This window comes from Saprospiraceae bacterium (assembly GCA_016716185.1).
Taxonomy (GTDB): domain Bacteria; phylum Bacteroidota; class Bacteroidia; order Chitinophagales; family Saprospiraceae; genus Vicinibacter.
This window is the reverse complement of the sequence record JADJWV010000001.1, coordinates 1-20094: the sequence shown is the minus strand read 5'-3', so window position 1 is coordinate 20094 and position 20094 is coordinate 1. Positions and strand designations below refer to the sequence as shown.

General features: G+C 36.3%; 14 protein-coding genes and 2 pseudogenes. 15 read left to right on the top strand and 1 reads right to left on the bottom strand.

Annotated elements, in window-relative coordinates:
• Positions 1 to 325: 325 nt before the first annotated feature.
• Positions 326 to 1510 carry a M20/M25/M40 family metallo-hydrolase gene (locus IPM34_00080; protein MBK8953940.1) on the bottom strand — a complete coding sequence of 395 codons (1185 nt, stop codon included), beginning with the start codon at positions 1508 to 1510 and terminating at the stop codon, positions 326 to 328.
• Between the two features lie 148 nt (positions 1511 to 1658).
• Between IPM34_00080 and IPM34_00075 the strand changes: the two genes are divergently transcribed.
• From IPM34_00075 to IPM34_00005, 15 genes and pseudogenes are all read left to right on the top strand, one after another.
• Positions 1659 to 2777 carry a hypothetical protein gene (locus IPM34_00075; protein ID MBK8953939.1) on the top strand — a complete coding sequence of 373 codons (1119 nt, stop codon included), beginning with the start codon at positions 1659 to 1661 and terminating at the stop codon, positions 2775 to 2777.
• Positions 2778 to 2825: 48 nt separating this feature from the next.
• Positions 2826 to 3503, top strand: a complete 678-nt coding sequence (locus tag IPM34_00070; protein MBK8953938.1) for a M15 family metallopeptidase — start codon at positions 2826 to 2828, stop codon at positions 3501 to 3503.
• Positions 3504 to 3573: 70 nt separating this feature from the next.
• Positions 3574 to 4131, top strand: coding sequence for a thioredoxin family protein (locus IPM34_00065; protein ID MBK8953937.1), 558 nt, complete (start codon positions 3574 to 3576; stop codon positions 4129 to 4131).
• A 16-nt stretch (positions 4132 to 4147) separates the two neighbouring features.
• Entirely contained in the window at positions 4148 to 4711 is a 564-nt protein-coding gene (locus IPM34_00060) for a DinB family protein (protein ID MBK8953936.1), read from the top strand.
• A 1327-nt stretch (positions 4712 to 6038) separates the two neighbouring features.
• A complete protein-coding gene (locus tag IPM34_00055; protein MBK8953935.1) occupies positions 6039 to 7112 on the top strand; it encodes a tyrosine-type recombinase/integrase in 1074 nt (357 codons plus the stop codon).
• 145 nt (positions 7113 to 7257) lie between these two features.
• Positions 7258 to 8967 (top strand): DUF262 domain-containing protein, encoded by a 1710-nt coding sequence (locus tag IPM34_00050; protein MBK8953934.1) that lies wholly within the window; start codon positions 7258 to 7260, stop codon positions 8965 to 8967.
• Between the two features lie 460 nt (positions 8968 to 9427).
• Positions 9428 to 11827, top strand: coding sequence for a DEAD/DEAH box helicase family protein (locus IPM34_00045; GenBank protein ID MBK8953933.1), 2400 nt, complete (start codon positions 9428 to 9430; stop codon positions 11825 to 11827).
• A gap of 7 nt (positions 11828 to 11834) precedes the next feature.
• Positions 11835 to 13259, top strand: a pseudogene (locus IPM34_00040) (N-6 DNA methylase).
• Positions 13256 to 15220 carry a restriction endonuclease subunit S gene (locus IPM34_00035; GenBank protein ID MBK8953932.1) on the top strand — a complete coding sequence of 655 codons (1965 nt, stop codon included), beginning with the start codon at positions 13256 to 13258 and terminating at the stop codon, positions 15218 to 15220. Before IPM34_00040 ends, IPM34_00035 begins: the two are co-directional and overlap by 4 nt.
• The gene (locus IPM34_00030; GenBank protein ID MBK8953931.1) at positions 15217 to 15465 is read left to right on the top strand and encodes a hypothetical protein; all 249 of its coding nucleotides are present in this window, start codon (positions 15217 to 15219) and stop codon (positions 15463 to 15465) included. Before IPM34_00035 ends, IPM34_00030 begins: the two co-directional genes overlap by 4 nt.
• Positions 15462 to 15716, top strand: a complete 255-nt coding sequence (locus tag IPM34_00025) for a hypothetical protein (GenBank protein ID MBK8953930.1) — start codon at positions 15462 to 15464, stop codon at positions 15714 to 15716. Before IPM34_00030 ends, IPM34_00025 begins: the two co-directional genes overlap by 4 nt.
• Positions 15717 to 15800: 84 nt before the next feature.
• Positions 15801 to 16682, top strand: a pseudogene (locus IPM34_00020) (DUF488 family protein).
• A gap of 2 nt (positions 16683 to 16684) precedes the next feature.
• On the top strand, positions 16685 to 17497 hold the full coding sequence (locus tag IPM34_00015; protein ID MBK8953929.1) for a hypothetical protein: 813 nt from the start codon (positions 16685 to 16687) through the stop codon (positions 17495 to 17497).
• A gap of 840 nt (positions 17498 to 18337) precedes the next feature.
• Positions 18338 to 18925, top strand: a complete 588-nt coding sequence (locus IPM34_00010) for an AraC family transcriptional regulator (protein MBK8953928.1) — start codon at positions 18338 to 18340, stop codon at positions 18923 to 18925.
• Positions 18926 to 18983: 58 nt separating this feature from the next.
• A partial coding sequence (locus tag IPM34_00005) for a hypothetical protein (protein ID MBK8953927.1) occupies positions 18984 to 20094 on the top strand: 1111 nt, incomplete at its 3' end.

Sequence of the window (20094 nt, the reverse complement as noted above, 5' to 3'; positions counted from 1 at the left end):
AAAAAGCCCAAAATTATCCAATTGACTTTCACTTATTCCTAAGATTCATTGTTCTTTTTTGTCTTGATACATGACTGAACGATTACGCCGTAAGGCGTATCGATGTCCACAAAGGACATCGAAGTGAAGGAACCGCGAAGCGGCTGACCTGTTATTATTATATATGTTTTCATTTCTTAACACTTTTTAAGTCAGTTTTAGCTAAAATGAAAAAGGCCGATCTGAATTTCTGCTCTGTTTACTAGTTGGACATACTGATTTTATTTATTTCAGATACCAAAATTGCTTCATTTCAACTTAATCCCCATATAGTTTACCTGACCCGTTAAAACGTAATCTGCTTCACTACCGTTTCGTCTTTTCTTTTCACAGTGACATCTGTACTCTGGCCTTTTTCAAATTTTGAAAGGGCTTCCATGTACTGGTATACATCTTTGATCTCGTAGGTGCCGATTTTAATAACGATATCGCCGCCCATCAGCCCGGCTTTTTGGGCTGGCCGGTTGTCTAATACTGCATCGATGCGCATGCCTTCTCCGTTGAATACATAATCGGGCATGACACCCATGGTGACTTTAAAGGCTGCTGCTTTTTGTTTGTCTTCATCTTTGGTTTTTTGGAAAGTCAGTTTGGGCTCTGCAGACAAATGGATCATCAAACCCCAGATGATCTCTCCGATTTCCCTGATTCCGTCGTAATTGACCAGATGGCTGTCGTCGGATGGTTTGTGATAATCCTCATGCTGTCCTGTAAAGAAATGGATCGAAGGAATGTTTTTCAGGTAAAAAGCAGTATGATCCGATGGACCTATGCCTCCCTCGCTGTAGTTAAAAGTAAAACCGGGCATTCTGCACTTATCCAAAAGAGATTTCCATTCCAGTGATGTTCCTACTCCACTGATGGCGATGGTTTTTTCCGGATTCAGCCTGCCCACCATATCCAGGTTGATCATGGCTAACATGCTTTCCTGTGGAATAGTGGGATTTTCCATAAAGGCTTTCGATCCCAACAGTCCCATTTCTTCTCCGGAAAATGCAATAAAAAGCACATTGAATTTTAATTTTTTCTCTTGCTTCAGATTTTCTGCCAGCCATAACATGGCAGCGATTCCGCTTGCATTGTCGTCGGCACCATTGTGGATGGCTTTTTCATTGGGGCTTCTCGATCCCATGGCCCCATAACCCAGATGGTCGTAATGGGCACCGATGACCACCGTTTTCTTTGCTTTATTATTGAGAAAACCAAGGACATTTTTCCCTTTTCCATCCATTTGGGCACCACCATGTGGATTTTTCGAAAAAGAAAATTCGTGATACCATTCGTCGTTGCCTTTCGGACTCAGACCAATTTGTTTCATTCTGTGAGCGATGTATTCAGCGGCCAGAGTTTCGCCCGGGCTCCCTGTTTCACGGCCTTCGAGTAAATCAGAAGAGAGGTAAACCACATCGACCTTTATATTTAAATGGGGATCGTATTGAGCAAAGCTCATCGAACTGAAACTCAATAACATGAAGATGATGAAATTCTTTATTTGAGACGGAGATGCGAAATGAGGCAGGTACATGAAGTGGATTTTTTGTAAATGAAGCGCAAAGCTAAGTAACAAACTAACCACATGCGGGTTCAAAACCGTAATTTTACGGCCCTAAGTTTAGAATATGAATCGTAAATGGTTGATAACCGCTGTTTTGGCTTTAGTGTTTGCTGCTTACTTCCTGGCTTGTTTTTTTGGTCCGGCGAGTTACAAATTTGTGGGCGAAGTCAAAATTGACGGACCTTACAAAATGGCATATCTTGCGATCAACGACATCAGAGATTGGCCGAGATGGATCAGCTGGGGAGAAGGCGATAAGTACTTTAAATTAGAAAAAGGCGGACGCGAAAGGTATATCGGTGCCAATTTTACTTTTGAAGGGGGAAAACTTGACGAAGGTTATGTTGAGATTGAGGAATCATTTCAGGATAGTTTCATCACCGCCAAGATAAAATCGACCAAGCTGCCTTCACAGCTACACCTCAACTGGCAAATCATTCCAGAAGGCACGAAAAGCCTGTTCCTGAAATTGAATGCACGCATCCCGGGTCGCGTTGATTTTTTGAAAAGGGCCTGGTATCTGGGCTTTCCAGCCATGCTCGACGAGACTCTACAAAATGATTTGAATGGAATCAAGACTTACGTTGAAGGTCTTGTTAAGACTGAATTTGGAATTCAGAAAACAAGCTTTACGGAGAAACATTATTTCGGAATCCTCGACATCATCCCCAATACCAAAATTCCACAGTATTATGCAAAGAACTTACCCAAAGTCTACAATTTCCTGGACTCTATGGGTTTAACACCTGCAGGTCCGCCAGTGGGTTTGATCTTCGACTGGGATGCCTTATTGGGGCAGGTACTTATCATGGCAGCCTTGCCTGTGGAACAAGCCATGAAAAATTATACAGGGTATACTTCTTATACCATAAAATCTACCGAATGTTACAAGTTGGAGAATTATGGAAGTTATGCAAGTTTGAGAAATGCGCATACCAAGCTGGCTTACATCATGGATAACTCTCCGTATATATTGGGATCACCAATCATTGAAGAATATGTAACTTCGCCATCACAGGAACCGGATACTTCAAAATGGCTGACCAACGTTTTTTATTTGTTTGACAATACGGGCGGGTATTCCAAATCACTTGAACACCGATATACCCTGGAAGATGTGATCAAGATAGAAGAAGCAGAAAGAAGAAAGAAGATCATCGAATCGATGATCCGATACGAATAAAAAATATTCTGCAATCGCAGAAATAAATTTATAAACAATCCGAAATTCATGAATATAGATAACTTTTTGATCTCGGGCAAATTTGATCCTGTTACCAGAGACGAATTTATCGAATTCAAATCGGATTTGGATCAAGATCTTTTGTATCTTCAGTTGGATGTTTATGTTGCTTTTTTGCGGATGAAGGAATTTGCGACTAAAGATTCAATTCAGTTATCCATTGTATCTGCATTCCGGAGTTATGAGCGGCAGCAGGAAATCTGGGAAGGCAAATGGCAGGGAAGCCTGCCGGTAGACGGCATGGATTTGAATATATTTACCAATGATCCGATGGCCAAAGCCCAAAAAATTCTGGAATACACGGCTCCTCCCGGTTTCTCCAGGCATCATTGGGGTACGGATATCGATATCAATTCGGTTGAACCTGATTATTTTGATACAGAAGAGGGATTCAGAACTTACCAATGGCTGCTTATTCATGCCGGGAAATTTGGTTTTTGTCAGACATACACCGCATACAATGCATTAAGACCCGGTGGGTTCCGCGAAGAAAAATGGCATTGGTCTTATGAACCGATTTCTTATCAGATCTGGTCAACCCAAATCAAGCAATTGGATCACTTGCAAATCGGACCGTTTTTAGGATCGGAAATTTTCAACCAAATCAATTTGCTTGAATACATCAAAAATGTGAATCATTGCAGTGAACTTATCTCAGAAAAATAAGTTTTTTAGATAGATTGTTTGAGCCCCGAATTGATCCTTTAGTTTTAACTAACAATTATCTAATTTTAAAATGGCATTGACAGAATCTAATATGCTCAGACTTGGGACCGAAGCACCCGATTTTGCACTCCCGGATGTCGTGAGCGGAAAAATCGTGCATCTCTTTTCGGAGACCAATCGCGATGGATACCTCATTATGTTTATTTGCAATCACTGCCCGTATGTGGTTCATATTATGGATGGATTGCTGAAATTACTGCAGGACTATTCCGGGAAAAATATTTTTATTGCAGCGATTAGCAGCAACGATGTAGATTCCTATCCGCAGGATGGGCCGGATAAAATGAAAGAACTGGCCTTGACGAAGGAATTTAAATTTCCCTATTTGTACGATGAGACTCAGGAGATTGCCAAAGTTTACGATGCGGCCTGTACGCCTGATTTTTATGTGTTCGACCGAAACAAGAAATTGGTATATCGCGGCAGGATGGATGAAAGCCGTCCGCAGTCAGGTATTCCGGTTACAGGCAGAGATTTACGCAAAGCACTGGATGCTGTTTTAAACGGACAGACAGTCGATGAAGTGCAATATCCAAGTATGGGATGCAACATCAAATGGAAGAAATAGGGATCAAGAGGAAATTATGACTGATTCGAATCAATTTGTACGAAATGGCTGTGCAGAAATCGATGAGATTACCCGATTCGTAAATGTACATTTCGGCAAGATGCCTCCGGATTTGTTAAATCAAAGAGCTGGGCCTGGTACCTGGAGCATTGCAGAAAATTTAAAACACCTTATGGTCGTCAATGAAAGTTATTTTCCAGGTTTCGAAGCACTCCGTAATAAAAACAATTCTCAGAATTCAAATTTGATTTCCAGATGGTTTGCCCATAAAATGGGTCATTGGATTCTCAAAAGGGTCAAACGCAGCGGAGATCATAAAATGAAAACTTTTTCCATTTGGGAGCCGGTTCAATATTCGAAACCGGGTTCCGTGGTAGAAGACTTTGAACACCACCAGGGCTTGCTTAAAACATATCTGGAGTGGAGCGTTGCCTGGATAGAAAAAGGGCTGGTGATCGCATCTCCGGCGAATGGCTTGATTCGATATCGCATTGAAGATGCCTGGAACATCATCATCGAGCACGAATGGAGACATCTCAATCAGGCCATGAGAATGAAAGCGAACCAAAAGCAACAATAATTTGAATTCTTCAAATTCTGTATTTTATCCGACCTTTTTCATTTTTGATTTTTTACGCGCCATACTTCACAACTTACAAATAAATTTCTTTGTGTTCGTGAGTAGCATCTACGTCAGAATGAAATGATTTTATAAATTATGGATCAAATCAAAAATATGGGGAGAAATCAGCTTTGACGTCAATTCTTAAATAAATTCACGGATTCAAAAAGCCCAAAATTATCTAATTGACTTTCTCTTATTCCTAAGATTCATTGTTCTTTTTTGTCTTGATACATGACTGAACGATTACGCCGTAAGGCCTATCGATGTCCACAAAGGACATCGAAGTGAAGGAACCCGCGAAGCGGCTGACCTGTTATTATTATATATGTTTTCATTTCTTAACGCTAAAATGAAAAAGGCCGATCTGAATTTCTGATCTGTTTACTAATTGGACATACTGATTTTATTTATTTCAGATGCCAAAATTGCTTCATTTCAACTTAATCCCCATATATTTTACCTGACCCTAAATTATGTCTCATTATTTCAGTCAGGCGAGTACATTTAATAAGTACATTATCAAAAGGAGATCAGAATAAAATAGAAGGTCTCTTATTTAACCGCTAAGTGCACAAAGATTATCGCAAAGTTCGGAGAGAGATGGCACAAATTAGAAAACCAATAGCGTAAAATACATTTAATGCGATTCTGGAATACTCCGCGTTCTTTTCGTCTTCTCTACGCTCTTTGCGGTTAAAATAATATGCATCTTCAGTAAAGGAGAGTTGAATATTTATAAGCTGTGTCGGAATTTATACACCCTCCGGTGATATTGATCTATGTAGGCATATATCAAGACAAAAGAAAATGCTCTTTAGAAAAAAAGAGATAGTCAATATGAAGTTATTCAGTTGCCTCTTATCGCTGAATTTATTCATTTAAATTTAAATACCAGCGAAGTAAAATTTTAACAAAATCCTTATCTGGGATATAATTTTCATTAATTTTGATCTGGCCAACCGACTTCGAAAATCATCGGATCTAACATCTGTAAGTGGCAGGTCAACAGGCAGGCCATTTTTTATTTGACGAATGGAAGTCGGCAGCACCCTAAAATTTATGCCCTTTCCACCAATTGATATGGGACTGGGCAAGGCGAAGCCGTTTTAAAACTGAAGGTCAATTAGATGAAACACCCGCTGCGAGTGATCGCGGTTTAAATAACTTATTATGAAAGAACACCCCGTGCATTTTGACGAAAATGCTCAGCTTGCCCTTAAGGAATCAAAATACCAGGTCAGATTCAGGTTTTTTGAACATAGGGAAATGGATTGTATAGGGCTTGAGTTCAAGCCATGTTTATACATTTTGGATAGGATCAAAACATTGGAAGGCATCCAGGTATAGTAAAACGCAAGGATGTTATTATCTGGAATATCAACTATCCGGTTTTCAGGACTTGAAGGAATTTTTCAGGCAGCATTCGATTTATGCGGATTCCAGGCAATTTTTGAAGGAAATCAAACAACTGCGATCTGAGCCTGAATTGCCGTCGGCAACAGATACGTCTGAATCCGGCAAGACAGCCCAAAACGAGATTGCTTTATTCCGTATATATCTGGAACAAAAGCGATATGCTCCCAACACGATAAAGACCTATTGTCAGGCGATAGCGACATTTTTGAATTGGGTGGGAAAGCCATTGGCCGAAGTTAGCATGGATGACTTAATCCTGTTTAACCATCAATACATCATCAGGCTCCAATTTTCTAGTTCATATCAGAACCAGGTGGTGAATGCGGTGAAATTATTTTTTGAGCGCATCGAAAACAGGAAAATCCAGGTGGAGCAGATTGAGCGGCCATTCAGAGAGCGCAAGCTGCCCAATGTTCTGAGCAAAGAGGAAGTCAGAACTCTTTTGGCCGGCATCAGGAACCAGAAACACAAAATGATGTTGACCACCATATATGCCTGTGGTTTGAGGAGTAATGAATTACTTAAATTGCGATTGGGAGATGTGGATTCGAAGAGAAATTTTCTATTGATCAGGCAAGCCAAAGGCAAAAAAGACCGTTGCATTCCTATTTCCGACAAATTGATTCTTGAATTAAGGGAATACTACAAAATGTATCGGCCCAAAACCTGGTTGTTTGAAGGACAGTTTCAGGGAGAACCCTATTCTGCCAGAAGTTTGCAGTTGGTGTTAAAAGCAGCAGTAAGGCGCGCCAAAATCAAGAAACCCGTCACATTGCACTGGTTGCGGCACAGTTTTGCCACTCATCTGCTTGAAAGCGGGACAGATTTGCGATATATACAGGTCCTGCTGGGACATAATTCCCCCAAAACAACAATGATTTACACCCATGTTAGCGAGCTGAGCATATCAAAAATCAAAACACCCTATGAGGATTTATAGAATTGATTATTTTTGTATACAAACGATAAAAACCTTCGTAAAGCCAACCTAATTGGACAGCTAGCAGAAAGTTTATAGCGGAGATAAACAAGTTATCGGTCAGGCAAGAACGACAGTACAAAAACAAAATTGAGATAAAAAATATATGGACGCAGGGAAAAGAACCATCAATGACATTTTTAACGGAAATAGAGTTTTAGAAATTCCATTTTTTCAAAGAGCTTATGTTTGGGATACAGACCAATGGGAAAGACTTCTCGAAGATATGGAACACGTTAGCCAAACAAATAAACCTTACTTTTTAGGCTCTGTTATTCTAAAACAACAACCTACAAACACAGGAAACAGAGTTGGAGACAAAAGAACTTTAATTGATGGACAGCAGCGTTTGACAACACTCTCAATTTTTTTCAAAGTTTTAGCTCTAAAAACAAAAGATGATTATGAGTTTAACCGTATGTTTAAACTTAGAGATTTAATTGCAATTCAGCACAATCACAATGATATTGATGCTTACGAATTAATAATGAACTTGTCAGAACTTAAAGAGTTAAATGGCACTGATAATATAACAAGAGCCTACACATACTTCAATCAAAATCTAAATTTAGACAAATTAGACATCAATAATATTTTAGCTAAAATTTTATTTGTTGGAATTGACCTTGATGAAAACGAAGATGAGCAACAAATTTTTGACACTATCAATTCGTTAGGTGTTAAACTCACAACAGCAGAACTCTTAAAAAATTATTTTTTCAATCGTGATGAAATTTCAACATACAACACTTATTGGAAAAATGTTTTTGAAAAAGACGAAGACACAAAAAACTATTGGGATAGGGAAATTACAGCAGGTAGGTTGAAAAGAGAATTTATTGATTTGTTTTTCTTTTCGTATTTACAAATCAAAATACAAGATAAAAATCTGAATGTAAAAACAGAAGATAAAATTGAATTTTCAAAAGTTGAACAACTTTTTGAATCTTACAAAAGGTTCATTAAAGAATATTTAAACAATGACAAAAAATCAATTTTAGCAGAAATTAAAGATTATGCTTTAATTTTTCAAGAAAACTTTGATTACGAAATTATTGAAGATGAACTTTCAGAAAATTCTGGAATTGAAAGAATAAACGCTATAATTTTTGGACTTGATACTTCTACTCTTATTCCTTATGTACTTTATATTCTTAAAAATGTTTCTAACGACAACGACAGAAACGAACTTTTTGAATTTATTGAAACCTATGTAATGCGTAGAATGGTTGTACACGCAAGCACCAAAAATTACAATCAATTATTTACGGATAGACTAATCAATAATGAAATTTTAACGAAACAACAATTTGTTGATTATTTAGACGGACAATCCGACAAAGTAAACTTCTTACCTACAAACGAAGAACTAAAAACAGGATTTGACACAGCTCAACTCGTTAATAAACAGTCAGCAGGAATTTTATATTTCATTGAATCTAAAATCAGAAACAGAAGACTACAATCAACCCAACTTTTAGGATTAAACAAATACAGTTTAGAACATTTAATGCCTAAAAAATGGGAAAATAATTGGGGTAAACTTTCAAACAACGAAGACAGAATAAAACGAAATCGTAAATTATTGACATTAGGAAATTTAACGATAATTACCCAAGCATTAAACTCAACAATCCGAGATGCAAACTGGACTGTAAAACGAAAAGGTAAAAAGGACAAAAAAGGTTTAAGCAATTACTCAGCTGGACTTGAAACGATGAACGACTATTTGCTTTATGACGAATGGAACGAACAAGCCATAGAACAGCGAGCTAAATTCTTGTATGACAACGCAAAGGAAATATGGAAGATATGATGCCCGAACCGATAACATCGTATTGGCAATAGGCGGGCTGAACGGCTTCGTATCAACGGAAATGCAAAATTCAACTTTCGTTCTTCGTATAAAGTTCAGTGCTAAAAATCCCGCCCATCGCCAATACGCGGCCCGTTGGGTGCAAGTGTATTAAGACAGCGACACGACAAATAAACGAGTGACAGAAATAAAAAAGTAAACCATTTTGACAGGTGACCAAAGATATAGAAACGAAATTACAAACGGACAACGAGTAAGCCGACACTCATTGCCGACCCTATGTTTTTTATTTTTTTCCCACCGCACATTTTTTAAAAACAATTTTAGCCAGCCCGCAAGTGGCACATTTGGCTTTGCCCCACCCGCAAGCCGACCCTTCGCAAAACCAAAAGAGCCACTTTTTAGCCAACGCACCGACAATAATTCGTATTTTGACCAAATTTTTATGTAGTGAAAGGAAATGAGTAAAAAGAGTTTATCAGAAAGAGATATTTGCACCAAGTTTATCACTCCTGCACTTGAGAAAGCAGGTTGGGATAAGCAAATTCAACTATTGGAGGAAGTTTCTTTCACTGACGGTAAAATCTTTGTTCGGGGTAAACTGACAGCAAGAGGCAAAGGCAAAAGAGCAGACTACATTCTCTATTACAAACCGAATATTCCTATTGCAATTATTGAAGCCAAAGACAATAATCATTCAGTAAGAGCAGGTATTCAACAAGCTTTGGACTATGCTAAAATACTTGATATACCTTGCGTATTCAGTAGCAACGGAGATGGTTTTCTATTTCACGACAGAACAGCAACAGATGGAAACATTGAAACAGAACTTGATTTAGAAAACTTCCCAACGCCTAAACAACTTTGGGAGAAATATAAAAAATACAAGGGTATTGAAACTCCAGTAGCTGAAAAAATTGCTTCACAAGACTATTACTTTGATGGAACAAGCCGTAAACCAAGATACTACCAACAAATTGCTGTAAATAGAACAGTTGAAGCAATTGCCAAAGGACAAAACAGATTGCTTTTGGTGATGGCAACAGGAACAGGAAAGACATATACGGCATTTCAAATCATTCACCGACTTTGGAAAAGCGGAGCAAAAAAACGTATTCTGTTTTTAGCCGACCGAAATGCTTTGATTGACCAGACACGCAGAGGCGATTTCAAACACTTCAAGGATAAAATGACTGTGGTAAAACATAGGCAGATTGACAAAAGTTATGAAATTTATTTGTCGCTTTATCAAGGTTTATCGGGAAATGAAGAAGATAAAAATATCTACAAACAATTTTCGCCTGACTTTTTCGACCTGATTGTTATTGACGAGTGCCATAGAGGAAGTGCAAAGGAAGATAGTGCTTGGAGAGAAATTTTAAACTACTTCAATAACGCTACGCATATTGGTTTAACAGCTACTCCAAAAGAAACCAAAGAAACAAGCAATACCGAATATTTTGGCGACCCAATTTACACTTATTCGCTTAAACAGGGAATTGATGATGGCTTCCTTGCTCCTTACCGAGTGGTAAGAATTGGTTTAAACATTGACTTTGAAGGTTGGCGACCCGAACAAGGAAAAAAAGACAAACACGGTAACGAAATTGAAGACCGTGTTTACAACCGTAAAGATTACGACAGGAATTTGGTTATTGATGAACGAACAGACACCGTTGCAAAAAAAGTAACCGAATTTCTGAAAGGTTTTGACCGCTTCGCTAAAACAATCATTTTCTGTGCAGACATTGACCACGCAGAAAGAATGCGTTCAGCCATTGCCAAATACAATCACGATTTGGTAGCAGAAAACTACAAATATGTAATGCAGATTACAGGCGACAATGACGAAGGGAAACGAGAATTGGACAACTTCATAAACCCCGAAGAAAAATATCCTGTAATTGCAACCACTTCTGAATTGATGACAACAGGCGTAGATGCTCAAACCTGTAAAGTGATTGTGTTGGACAGCGAAATAAAATCAATGACCAAATTCAAACAAATCATTGGTAGGGGAACACGTATCAATGAAGAATTTGACAAACTCTATTTCACCATTCTTGATTTTAGAAATGTAACAGATTTGTTTGCCGATAAAGATTTTGATGGCGACCCGATTAGAGTTAAACCAGTTTCACAAGATGAAGATTTATCATTGGTAGTGATTGAGGAAGAAGAAAATACCTTCACAGTTTTAGACGAACAAACAGGAGAAGAAATAAAATTTGAAAAGGCACAAATTCGTTATCCTGATGGCACAATGCCAAACGGAAATTGGGTTGCTAAAGAACCCCGTCAAAAAATCTATGTAAACGGAGTTGATGTTTCTGTTTTGGTGAGTAGGGAATTGTATTTTGATAATAACGGCAAACCAATTACCACTAGTTTAAAAGACCACACCAAAGAAATTATTAAAGGACAATTTGCCTCATTAGATGATTTCTTAAACAAATGGAACACAACTGAACGCAAAGAAGCTATTGTAGCAGAATTGCAAGAGCAAGGGGTTTTAATTGAAGCATTGACAGAAGCCGTAAACAAAGAAGTGGATTTGTTCGACCTTATTTGTCATATCGCTTTTGACCAACCACCATTGACACGAAAAGAAAGAGCCAACAATGTTAAAAAGCGAAACTACTTTACAAAATATGGTGAACAGGCAAGAAAAGTTTTAGAAACCCTACTTGACAAGTATGCAGACGAAGGCATTACAAACATTGAAAGCATTGAAGTTTTAAAAGTAAAGCCGCTTACTGATTTCGGTTCACCGATCGAAATTATCAATGAGTTTGGCAGCAAGGAAAAATACCTTGAAGCCGTGAAAGAATTAGAAAAAGAACTGTATAAAATAGCGTAACAGATAAATGGGAAATATATCAGGCATAATAGATAGCATAAGAAAAATAATGTGGCAGGACACTTGATTGAACGGTGATGCACAACGCATTGAACAATTGGGGTGGATGCTATTTTTAAAAATATTTTCAGACAAAGACAAGGAACTTGAAATCTTAGATGACAAATACAAATCTCCGATTCCTTCAAAATTTCATTGGGATGCTTGGGCAGGTGATGATGAAGGAATGACAGGTGATGAATTGTTAGAGTTCGTTGACCGAGAACTGTTTCCTGCATTGAGAAATGTGGATGTAAGCACGGGAAACCGAAGGGCTTTAATTGTTCGTGAGGTTTTTGAGGGCAATCACAACTATATGAAAAGCGGAATCAATATCCGAAAGGTATTGAACAAGTTAAATGAGCTAGATTTTAATGTTGCCAAAGACCGCCATTCTTTTGGTGAGCTTTACGAAAATATATTAAAAGAATTGCAAAGTGCAGGTAAAAGTGGAGAGTTCTACACGCCACGAGCCATTACACAATTCATTACCGATATTATCAACCCCCAAATTGGCGAGAAAATATTGGACCCTGCCTGCGGCACGGGTGGCTACTTGACTTGTGCCATTGAACACTTGAAGAAGCAAGCTAATTCAGTTAAAGAAAGAAAATCCATTGAAGAAAATATTATTGGTTGGGAGTATAAACCACTTCCCTATTTGTTGGCAACTACCAATTTGATTTTGCACGATATTGAAGTGCCGAATATTCGATTTGGTGATGCTTTAGACCAACCTTTGAGCAACTTTACTGAGAAGCACCGTGTAAATGTAATATTGGCAAATCCGCCATTTGGGGGAATAGTAGCCAATAACAACGAAAACAATTTTCCTCAAAGCTTCCGAACTAAAGAAAGTGCAGACCTCTTTTTGATTTTGATGATTCATCTTTTGAAAAATGAAGGACGAGCAGGAATTGTTTTACCTGATGGGAGTTTAACAGGTGAAGGTGTAAAACAAAGAATTAGGGAGAAATTATTAAAAGATTGCAATCTACACACGATTATTAGGTTGCCAAATTCAGTTTTTCAACCTTATGCAACGGTTGCAACCAACTTATTGTTTTTTGAAAAAGGAAAATCTACTAAAGACATTTGGTATTATGAACATCGTTTACCTGTAGGACAAAAGGCATATAGCAAAACTAAACCAATTCAAATAAAAGAGCTTGAACCGATTAAAAAATGGTGGAACAAACGCAAAGAAAGTGAGGTAGCTTGGAAAGTAAATATCAAAACCATTATTGAGCGTAATTATGATTTGGATATTAAGAACCCCACCAAACAAGAGGAAGAACACGAAAACAACACACAGGAATTGATGCAACTTTTAGATAAGAGTTTTGCTAAAAGCAATAACTTGTTGAACCAATTAAAACAGGCGGTTAAATGAGTTTGGTTCCAATATCAGATTTATTTCAGTTTGAAAAAGGGACTTTACAAAGTTCTAAGTGCATACCAGGGAAATACACTTTCATTACAGCTTCTTCTGAATGGAAAACTCATAATGAATATGTATATGACTGTGAAGCATTAATTTTTGCTGCTGCTGCATCAGGTTCATTAGGCAGAACGCATTATGTAAATGGCAAGTTTATATCAAGCGATTTGTGCTTTATTCTTACCCCAAAGAATGAAGAGAAATATCCAATTGACTTGCAATTTTATCATATTATTTTCAATGTTTTGAAAGATGATATTGTAAGAAACACTAAAGCAGGAACATCAAAAGAAGCAATTGGATTAAAGTCTTTTGGAAATTATCGTCTGCCATATTTTGACATTAAACAACAACTTGAAGTTAAATCAAAGTTCATAGTGGGCAATTCATATAAGGATGAATTAATAAATGAACAATCACACCAGTTAGAGTTAATCAAAAAACTGCGACAGCAGATTTTGAAAGATGCAATGCAAGGTAAATTAGTTCCCCAAAACCCAAAAGACGAACCAGCATCAAAACTTCTTGAAAAGATAAAAGTAGAGAAGGCAAAATCAGGCAAAAAAGAGAAAGCATTACCCAAAATAAATTTGGCTGATGTTCCATTTAAAACTCCTTCAAACTGGTCTTGGTGCAGACTTGGAGAAATTGCAGAATTGAATGGTAGAATTGGTTGGAAAGGACTGACAGCAAGTGAATACAAAAAAAATGGCCCACTTTTTTTATCCGTTTATTCACTTAACTATGGAGATTACGTTGATTATTCACAGGCTTATCATATTTCAAAAGAGAGATATGACGAGAGTCCTGAGATAATGCTTAGAAATGGTGATATTTTGATATGTAAGGATGGTGCGGGTATAGGAAAACTTGGAATAATTAAAGATTTGCAGGAGCCCGCTACAATAAACTCATCTTTACTTCTAATTCGACCATCAAAGCAAGTTCAATTAAAATTCCTTTATTATTATTTATTAAGCGAGCATTTTCAGAAAATAGTTAATTCTAGAATTATGGGGGCAACAACACCCCATTTATATCAAAGAGATTTAGTCGAATTTTTCATTGCATTTCCACCATTATCAGAACAAAAACGCATAGTTTCCAAAATAGAGGAATTAATGAATTTGTGTGATGAATTGGAAACAAGCGTAAAAGTCAATCAGGAATATACAACCTTGCTTTACCAAACGGCATTAAAAGAAGCATTGCAGCCAAAAACAATTGAAGTAAAACAAGAAGATTTAGCCATTGCTGCAGAGCCACGACCAACATACTTTTCACAAAAGAACCTATTAGACTTTTATCAAAAGCAGATTATCGGGCATATTGTTAAGCAACATAATGAACACAAAATGCAACAGGGTGAAATGGTAATTGCCAAAGACCTTTATCATCTCGAAAAACTCTATGGAATTAATACTCACTTTCAATTTCAAAATTGGCATTACGGAACCTATGACAACAAAATACGGCAACTGATTAACGGCAAAGACAAATACTTCAAAAAAGAGAAAGTTGGTAATAAGGGTTATGAAGTTTTAGCACTTGGAGAAAAATCGGAAAATTTATTCAATCCAAAATATCATAAACCTGAATTGGATTTAGTAGAGCAATCAATGAAAGATTTACTTAAAATTTATGCGACTTTCCCGTTTAAAGAAAGAAGTAAACTAATTGAATTGCTCAACACAGTTTCTAAAGTAATTTCAGATACACAGTCTTTGGATTTAGCAACTATTAGAGAAGCAATGAAGCTATGGAAAACACCAAAAGCGAAATTTCCAACTAAAGCCGATAGCTTCACACCCGAAGAAACAAAAGAATGTATTGATTTGATTTTGAAACAAGGTTGGGATAAAAAACTGATTCTTAAAAGCAAAAGTAAAAATGATAAAATATTGACTGAATGAACCCAACATTACAAATAATATTAGGACTACTTACTCTAATTTCGGTTGTGGGTGGTTTTATATATTGGCATTTTAAAACAGTAAACAGTTTTAAAGACCAAGTTAATGACCTAAAAATGCAAATGAAAGACTTAGAGCATAGAGATAATTTGCAACAACAGACCATTGACCAACTAAAAGACTTATTTCCTCTTTTAAAGGAAGCATTTGAAACTATTCAGAACCAAAAAAGAATTAAGAAATGAGCAACACAATAGACTTTCAAAGACTTTCCTACTTAGGCGACAGACTTAGAGCAGGACTTGCCACAAAGCAAGAAAAAGACGAGTATATGCTTATCTTATACAGAAATGGAAAAATTTCTCAAAATCAGTATAATGAGTATTTAGCCAACGGAAATAAATCGAATACAGATGAAATTGTTAATGCCGCTTTGGCAGTAGGGGCAGTTTTACTAATTGGATATTTAATAAGCGAAATGTTTAAAGGAAAATAAACAAGTCCGCTATTAACAATTTTAGGTTAAAGGAAAAAGCTCAATTAAATACAATCAATAATTTAATATTCTTAACTTTGCACAGTGTTTTACCGAAGAAAAATAATACTCGCAATACTGCAACTGTTTGACGGACAATTAGATAAAATTCGTTTACAGAAACTACTTTTTCTTTTTACCCAAAGACAGGTAAAAAGTGAATACGATTTTATTCCCTATCGCTTCGGTTGTTACTCTTATTCTGCAAATGCAGATATGACCGCAATGGTAACAAGAGGATTTTTAACAGAAGATGAAAAGTCCTTTACAAAAAAAGACTCAACCGATTACCTGAAACAACTAAAACCTGCCGACTTGAAACTATTGCAGGAAGTAAAAACTCATTATGGCAAATTGAGTGCAACGGCTTTAATGAAACACACTTACTTGAATTTCCTTTTACGCCATCAAGAGTGAAGCTGCCGAAAACATCTTAACAAAAGAGGAGTTGGAAAAAGTAAACAAGTCCAAACCAAGAGCAAATAAGACCGTGCTTTTACTATTGGTTATGAAGGTATTTCGTTGGAAGAATATTTGGTTCGTTTGCTTAAAAATGATGTTAAAGTTTTGGTTGATGTACGGAACAATCCATTAAGTATGAAATTTGGCTTTAGCAAAAGTCAGTTAAAAAAATATTGCGGAAGCTTAGGCATACAGTATGTTCATATTCCTGAAGTTGGCATACAATCAGAACAAAGACAAGAATTAAATACACAAAGCGATTACGATAAACTTTTTTCCATTTACCGTAAAAACAATCTATCCAAAACAACCAATTCGCAATTACACATATTAGATTTATTGAAAGAACACAAGCGTATTGCCCTAACTTGTTTTGAAGCTAATATTTGCCAGTGCCATCGTAAACATTTAGCAGAAGCCATAGAAAAACTTCCTGCATTTGACTATGAAGTAAAACATATTTAAAAATGGCACTAACAAAAGTTCTCATTACTGTAAAGACTTATCCAACACTTTCGGCAAAATATGATGAATTGGTTTGCACAGCAGGGTTTCGTGAAGATGGGACTTGGATACGTCTTTACCCTGTTCCGTTCCGAAAAAAGTCATATAACGAACAATACAAAAAATATGATTGGATTGAAGTTGATTTGGTAAAAAACACAAGCGATTTCCGTCCTGAAAGTTATCGACCTAAAAGTATTGACACAGAGATAAATGTAGTTGGACACATTGACACCAAAAGTAATTGGGAAGAACGCAAGAAAATCTGCTTAGGGAAAATTTATTACAACCTAACTGAATTGATAGCAGAAGCCAAGGACAAAAATATTTGCACATCATTGGCAGTATTTAAACCAACAGAGATTTTGGATTTCTACGCAGAGCCAGTTGAAAGAGAATGGGACAAAGACAAATTAGCTAAGTTGAACCAACTCAATTTATTTGAAACTAATCAAGAAGGTAAATTTGAGGTTGTTCAGAAACTACCTTACAAATTCAAGTTTAAAATAATCGACAATCAAGGAAAAGAGAGTAATATGATGATTGAAGATTGGGAAACAGGACAGCTTTATTGGAATTGCCTTGCTCGACACGAAGGAGACGAACAAAAAGCAATTGCAGATGTAAGAAAAAAATATTTTGACGACTTTGCTAAAACAAAAGACTTGCATTTCTTTTTAGGGACAACCCAAGCACATCATCACGTTTCATTAAATCCGTTTATGATTATTGGAACATTTCAACCAAAAATTGACCTACAAGGAAAGTTGTTTTAGCCCACGCTATTTGCAAGCACATTGCCAAAGCCCCACGAGCCAACGCTCAAACCAAAGCTATGTCAAAGAGCTTGCAAAGCCAACGCAAGAAAAATTGTTTTTAAAAAATCCCGACCCTTCAAAAAAAATAAAAAACGCAACGCACAACCCGACCCAGACAGACAAAAAAGCAAACAGACAATGACACTCAAACCGAACATTGACAATGGTTTACAAAGACGAGCGGACAGAACACCAGCACCCAACATCACCTATACGCAAGCAGGGGTTTCGTGCTTCGTAGGACAGGAAAGAGGTATATTTGAAGTTCAGTTCTTCGTAGGAAGTTTAGTGGTAAAATGCCCTGCCTGCGTATAGCTGCAAACCGTTAGTGGCTATATTAGAATGACAAAAACATAGAACGTGACAGGATATAAAATATATTTTATTTTTAGTTTACTGGTTGCATTTTTACAACTCATTACAACTTTGAGTCTTTATCTTGAAAGAAACAAAAGAGAGTGTAATGTTCGTCTTTTAAGCTATTTCATTCTTATTAGTTCAACCGTCCATTTTTATTCAATTTTTGTTTGGTGTAATTGGATTCCTGATTACAGTAACGCCTTCCCTATATCTTACTTAATGCCAGCTAACATTTTGCTCTTGTATCATATTTTTTCCAATGAAAAAAGATATAACAACAGGTTTTTATACTCAATTCAAGTACTTTCAATAGTTTTTTTGCTAATTGCACAATGGCATCATTTTAACCAGACAATATATATTATCGCGTTTAGTGTTTACACAATCCTAATGCTCAAATTTCTTAGCAAAACCCTGAAGAACTTGAATTCTCCAATTATGAAGGTCAATCTGTCATTTTGGACAGTCTTGGCTGCATTTGTAATTTTATTTGGATTTTGGCATAACATCAACTATAAATTTGAGAGTTTCATTATTTCATCTGTATTAAATTTATTGGTTTTAGTTACTGTCGTTTTGGTATTTAAACAACCACAAATCATAGAAATACTTAAAATTCAAAAATCTAAATACATCAAATCAACCTTAAATGACAAAGAAAAACAAGATATCGAAAATAAGATAATGGCAACATCTGAAAAAAGTGAAGTTATTACCAATCCTGAAATTACATTGGAACAGTTTGCAAAATTGATTAATTATTCTCCTCAAAAAGTTTCACAAGTCATAAATGAGAAATCAGGACTTAATTTTAACAGTTTTATAAACCAAAAACGAGTGGAATATGCTTGTGATTTAATTGCCAAAGATCCTGATGTGAAAATTTTAGCAATTGTCTATGACTCTGGCTTCAACAACAAAAATAGTTTTTATATGGCATTTAAGAAATTTAAAGGAGTAACGCCTTCTGTCTATGCTTCAAGGTATAAAAATTTGGGAAAAGAGGTCTCGGAATATAAACTATGACTGATTTCATAGGACAATAACAGACTTTTGCTTTGTAATCTTTAAAATATTAATGACAATGAAAAAAGAAATCTACAAAAAATTAGCGTTACTGCTTCTATTCCCAATTTCGCTAACATTAAATGGTCAAGTTCCAGCTCAATGGGATACGGCAAAAGTTCAATTAACTTTAAAACTTAATCAAGTTAATTCAGAAATCCTTAACAAATGGGACAATCAACAATACTGTACTGATTTTACAGGTAATTTAATGCTTGCAAACAGCAACCGCGGTTATGCACTTTTTACACCAGACACAGCTTATCCGTACCCTAATATTCTTTACCAGAATGCATTATATGCAAAAATTGATACTATGCTTATGGCATTTGACACTCTTGGGTTTAAGTCTGTTGACTTAACAGTTCAATATCCTATGCTTGTAGATTCATTCACTAACTCAACGTACTATCTAGACTTTTATATGACCGTTGCACAAAAAATAAAACAGAAAGGATTTAAGCTAATAATTGGATGCCAAGCAGCATTTGTTGATGAAGCTTTTGGAGAACCCAAAATGGTTTCAGACATCCAAAAGCACTATTACAACCCTGACGGCAACCCATCAACTGATGACACATTGGAATTAGTTCGTTATAAGCAAGAAAAATTACAAATGATGCAAACTATACTTGATTCGTTGCAACCCGACTATCTCACTTTGGAAATGGAACCTCAAACGCAAGAGATTAATCTCTTTAATTTAATTGATTATAGCGTTGACAGCACGATTTCTTTAATTAACTTTTTTACGTCTAATTTGGCTGTTTCATCAACCTTAATAGGTGCAGGTGCTGGAACATGGGACAATATTCAGTTCTTTGAAGAAATTGCACAAACAAACATTGATTACATAGATTATCATATTTACCCACCACATTTTAATTACATTGATAACATTGCTTTTAAGATAGATTCAATTGCCGATGTGTATAATAAAAAGTTAGTTATCGGTGAATCGTGGTGCTACAAAGCAACAAATTTTGAAATGGTTGATATTACAGACCCTGTTGCTACAAGCGCTTTTGTTTATTCGAGAGATGGATTTGACTATTGGGAAAGCGTTGACACTTTATTTGTTAAATCAATGATTTTACTTTCTCAGCAATCCAAAGTAGAACTTATCCAAT